The 4,856-nt window shown below is 72.0% G+C and carries 2 protein-coding genes and 2 pseudogenes; 3 read left to right on the plus strand and 1 reads right to left on the minus strand.

The features are described 5' to 3' along the window. From gcvT to gcvP, 3 genes and pseudogenes are all read left to right on the plus strand, one after another. Positions 1–1,078: pseudogene (gcvT, locus tag I5G_RS22990) on the plus strand (glycine cleavage system aminomethyltransferase GcvT); the annotation flags it as partial. Continuing rightward, a complete protein-coding gene (gene gcvH, locus I5G_RS16030; RefSeq protein WP_022879962.1) occupies positions 1,075–1,449 on the plus strand; it encodes a glycine cleavage system protein GcvH in 375 nt (124 codons plus the stop codon). The pseudogene gcvT and the gene gcvH, both read left to right, overlap by 4 nt. After that, positions 1,446–4,325: an aminomethyl-transferring glycine dehydrogenase gene (gcvP, locus tag I5G_RS16035; RefSeq protein ID WP_022879963.1), complete on the plus strand. Its 2,880-nt coding sequence runs from the start codon at positions 1,446–1,448 to the stop codon at positions 4,323–4,325. Before gcvH ends, gcvP begins: the two co-directional genes overlap by 4 nt. A 125-nt stretch (positions 4,326–4,450) precedes the next feature. Here the strand turns inward: gcvP and I5G_RS16040 are convergent. After that, positions 4,451–4,856 (minus strand): annotated as a pseudogene (locus I5G_RS16040) (hypothetical protein); the annotation flags it as partial.

The following is a 4,856-nucleotide window of genomic DNA, read 5'->3' on the forward strand; positions in this document are numbered from 1 at the left end:
GAGCCCTCGGCGCCTCGTTCCCGACTTCGGCGGCTGGAACATGCCCGTGCGCTACTCCTCCGACCTCGCCGAGCACCGGGCCGTCCGTGAGGCCGCCGGCCTCTTCGACATCTCGCACATGGCCGAGTTCTGGGTGCACGACGGCGAGGCCGCGGAGTTCCTCGACTACGTCCTCGCCGGCCGCGTCTCGGCGATGAAGCTCGGCAAGGCGAAGTACTCGCTCGTGCTCGCCGAATCCGGCGGGATCGTCGACGACGTCATCGTCTACCGCACCGGCGAGAAGTACTACCTGGTGATCGCCAACGCGAGCAACCGTGACGCGGTCGCCGCGGCCTTCGCCCACGCGCGGGACACGTGGACCGGCGGCGCGCTCCCCGAGGTCGACGACGTCACCGACCGCGTCGCGCTGGTCGCCCTGCAGGGACCGCGGGCGCGCGGCATCCTCGAATCCGTCCCGGCGATCGAGATCCTCAGTACGCCGCTCGACGAACTCGGCTACTACGCCTTCACCGAGGGCACCTTCGACGGTGACTCCCTCTTCATCGCCCGCACGGGCTACACCGGTGAGGACGGGTACGAGCTGCTCATCCCGATCGAGCGCGCCGGCGACCTGTGGGACGCGCTCCTGGATGCCGGGACCCCGGCGGGACTCGTCCCGTGCGGCCTCGCGGCTCGCGACACGCTGCGGCTCGAGGCCGGCATGCCGTTGTACGGCCACGAACTCTCGCGCGACGTGACGCCGGCGCAGGCCGGGCTCGGCCGCGTCGTGGCCGCCGACAAGCCCGCGTTCGTCGGCAAGGACGGCCTCGCCTCCGTCGCCGCCGACGCCCCGGTCCTCGTCGGACTCGTCTCGGAGGGCAAGCGCGCCGGCCGCGCCGGCTACACCGTGCTCCATGGCGACGACGTCGTCGGCGAGATCACCAGCGGCGCCTTGAGCCCCACCCTCGGCCACCCCGTCGCGATGGCCTACGTCTCCCCGGCCGCGGCCGAACCCGGCACCACCCTGACCATCGACGTGCGCGGAACACGCATCCCCGCGACCGTCACCGCCCTTCCCTTCTACCGGAGGAACGCATGACCGACCTGACCGCACTCCGCTACACCTCCGAGCACGAGTGGATCGCCGTCGACGGCGACATCGCCACCGTGGGGATCACCGACTTCGCCGCCGAGAAGCTCGGCGACGTCGTCTTCGTCGACCTCCCCGCGGCCGACTCCGCGGTCACCACGGGCGACGTCTGCGGCGAGATCGAGTCGACCAAGTCGGTCGGTGAGCTATACGCCCCGCTCGACGGCACCGTCGTCGAGATCAACGACGCCGTGGTCGACGACCCGTCGCTCGTCAACGCCGACCCGTTCGGCGACGGCTGGCTCGTGAAGATCCGCCTCGGCGGCGACCTGCCCGCCGACCTGCTCGACCGCGCCGCATACGAGGACCTCACCGCATGAGCCTGACGACCTCCGCCCGGACGGATGCCGCTGCGCCCGCGGCCTTCACCGATCGCCACATCGGCATCGGCGCCCACGACCGCGCGCGCATGCTCGAGGTCGTCGGGTACGACAGCGTCGAACGGCTCGTCGAGACCGCCGTCCCGGCATCCATCCACGTCCGGCCCCGCGAGACCAGCGACCTGCCGCCCGCCGCGACGGAGGCCGAGGCGCTCGCCGAGCTGCGCGAGCTCGCGTCGGCGAACCGCTCCGCCCGCCCGATGATCGGCCTGGGGTACTACGACACGTTCACGCCCTCGGTGATCCAGCGGAACGTGCTGGAGAACCCGTCCTGGTACACCGCGTACACCCCGTACCAGCCGGAGATCTCGCAGGGACGGCTGGAAGCGCTCATCAACTTCCAGACCATGGTCACCGACCTCACCGGTCTCGCGACGGCCAACGCGTCGATGCTCGACGAGTCCACCGCGGTCGTGGAGGGCATGCTCGTCGCCCGCCGCGCGTCCAAGGCCAAGACCGACGTCTTCCTCGTGGACGCCGACGCGCTGCCGCAGACCAAGGCGCTCCTCGCGCACCGGGCCGCGGCGGTCGGCATCGAGCTGGTCGAGACGTCGTACGACGGGGAGATCCCCGAGAGCTTCGGCGCCTTCGTGCAGTACCCCGGGGCCACCGGGCGCGTGTGGGACTTCTCCGACGTCGCGTCGGCGGTCCACCGCCACGGCGGTCTCGTCGTCGCTGCGGCCGACCTGCTCGCGCTCACGCTGCTGCGCTCGCCCGGCACCCTCGGCGCCGACGTGGCCGTGGGCACGACGCAGCGTTTCGGCGTGCCGCTCGGATTCGGCGGTCCGCACGCCGGATACATGGCCGTGCGCACGGGTCTCGAGCGCCAGCTGCCGGGCCGTCTCGTGGGCGTGTCGGTGGATGCCGCGGGCAACCCCGCCTACCGCCTGTCGCTGCAGACGCGCGAACAGCACATCCGGCGCGAGAAGGCCACGTCGAACATCTGCACCGCCCAGGTGCTCCTGGCCGTGATGGCCGCGATGTACGCCGTGTACCACGGGCCCGACGGGCTGCGCGCGATCGCGACCCGGGTCGCGCGGACCGCCGATGCCCTGGCATCCGCTCTCGTGTCGTACGACCTCAGGCTCGCCTCCGACGCGTTCTTCGACACCGTGCGCGTGCACGTGCCGGGGCGCGCGCAGGACGTCGTCGACCGCGCGCGCGAGCGCGGCTACCAGCTGCTGTGGGTCGACGACGCCACCGTGGGCGTCTCGGTCGACGAGACCACGACGGAGGCCGATGTCGCCGCGATCGTGGCATCCTTCGGGCTGCCCGCCGAAGAGCTGCCCGCGGGGGAGGCGCTGCGCGGCGTTCCCGAGCGGCTGCACCGCGAGGACGCGTACCTCACGCACCCCGTCTTCCACGCGCACCGCAGCGAGACGGCGATGATGCGGTATCTCAAGACGCTCGCCGACCGCGACTACGCGCTGGACCGGGGCATGATCCCGCTCGGCTCGTGCACCATGAAGCTCAACGCCGCGACCGAGATGGCGGCGGTGTCGTGGCCGGAGTTCGCGCGCGTCCACCCGTTCGCGCCCGAGGCCGACGTGCACGGCTACCTCGCGATGATCGAGCAGCTGGAGCGCTGGCTCGCCGAGGTCACCGGGTACGACGCCGTCTCGCTGCAGCCGAACGCCGGCTCGCAGGGCGAGCTCGCGGGACTCCTCGCGATCCGCGGCTACCACCACGCCAACGGCGACACCGAGCGCAGCGTGTGCCTCATCCCGTCGTCGGCGCACGGCACGAACGCCGCGTCGGCGGTGCTCGCCGGGATGCGGGTCGTCGTCGTCGCGTGCGACGAGGCCGGGAACGTCGACCTCGACGACCTGCGGGCCAAGATCGCGCAGCACGCCGAGGCCCTCTCGGCCCTGATGATCACGTACCCCTCGACGCACGGCGTGTACGAGCACGACGTCCTCGAGATCACGCAGGCCGTGCACGACGCCGGCGGACAGGTGTACGTCGACGGGGCGAACCTCAACGCGCTGCTCGGGTTCGCTCGCTTCGGCGACCTCGGCGGCGACGTGTCGCACCTGAACCTGCACAAGACGTTCGCGATCCCGCACGGCGGCGGCGGACCCGGCGTGGGCCCCGTGGCCGCGAAGGCGCACCTCGCGCCGTTCCTCCCGTCGCACCCGTTCTCGCAGCGCGCGGATCACGCCGGCGGCGTCTTCGACGGAGGACCGGTGTCGGCCGCGCCGCACGGATCGGCCGGCATCCTGCCCATCTCGTGGGCGTACGTGCGGATGATGGGTGCCGAGGGGCTGCGGCAGGCCACCGCCGCTGCCGTGTTGTCGGCGAACTACATCGCCGCGCGTCTGCGCGAGCACTACCCGGTGCTGTACGCGGGTGAGGGCGGCCTCGTGGCGCACGAGTGCATCCTCGACCTGCGTCCTCTCAAGGAGCAGACCGGGATCACCGTCGACGACGTCGCCAAGCGCCTCATCGACTACGGCTTCCACGCCCCGACGATGTCGTTCCCGGTGGCCGGCACCCTGATGGTCGAGCCGACCGAGAGCGAGGACCTCGCCGAGCTCGATCGATTCGTGGATGCCATGATCGAGATCAAGGGCGAAGCCCTCGCCGTCGCCGCGGGGGAGTGGCCCGCCGACGACAACCCGCTCGTGAACGCCCCGCACACCGCGGAGGCGGCGGTCGCGAACGAGTGGCTGCACGCCTATCCGCGCGAGACGGCGGTGTACCCGCAGCGTTCGCTCGTCCGTGGGAAGTACTGGCCGCCGGTGCGCCGCATCGACCAGGCGTACGGCGATCGAAACCTCGTGTGCTCCTGCCCTCCGCCGGAGGCGTTCGCGTAGCGCGCGGCGGGGTGGGCTCCGGTGGGCGTTGACCGCGAGACTGCATCCGCGTGACGAGACTGCGGCAGGTTGCAGTGGGGTTGTCACGCGCGTGCAGTCTCGCGGGCGTGGGACCCGGGGCGTCATCACGTGAGCCCGGTCCCGTTGCGGCCGGAGCGCAGCAGTCGTCCGAGGCTGGACAGGTGCTGCAGATCCGGCGGGGAATTCGGCGTCAGCCCGACGGAGACCAGGATGTCGCGCAGTGACGACGGCTCGGCGAGGTCGCCCCACGACCAGTGCGCCACTGCCCGGGCACCGTGGCGGCGGAGCCGACGATCCCGCTCCTCACGTGCCTTCAACAGGGTCACGGGATCGCCGAACCGGCCGTCGTACTTGAGGTGTCCATCGGCCTCCCCGGCCACGCGCAGCCCGGGTGCCGACGGCGATCCGGAAGCGCGACGCGCGCTCGTCGAAGATGCGCGAAGACGGAATCGCCCCGCCCAGGCGGGCCGCTGGGGCTGTCCGCTTCCCGGGGGACCACGGAGGCGAGCG

The sequence above is a fragment of the Microbacterium sp. B19 genome (genome assembly GCF_000333395.1).
GTDB lineage: Bacteria > Actinomycetota > Actinomycetes > Actinomycetales > Microbacteriaceae > Microbacterium.

What these genes read in the sequence shown, in the direction of transcription:
- gcvH (WP_022879962.1), top strand. Translation starts at nt 1,075, where the DNA reads ATGACCGACCTGACCGCACTCCGCTACACCTCCGAGCACGAGTGGATC.
- gcvP (WP_022879963.1), top strand. Translation starts at nt 1,446, where the DNA reads ATGAGCCTGACGACCTCCGCCCGGACGGATGCCGCTGCGCCCGCGGCC.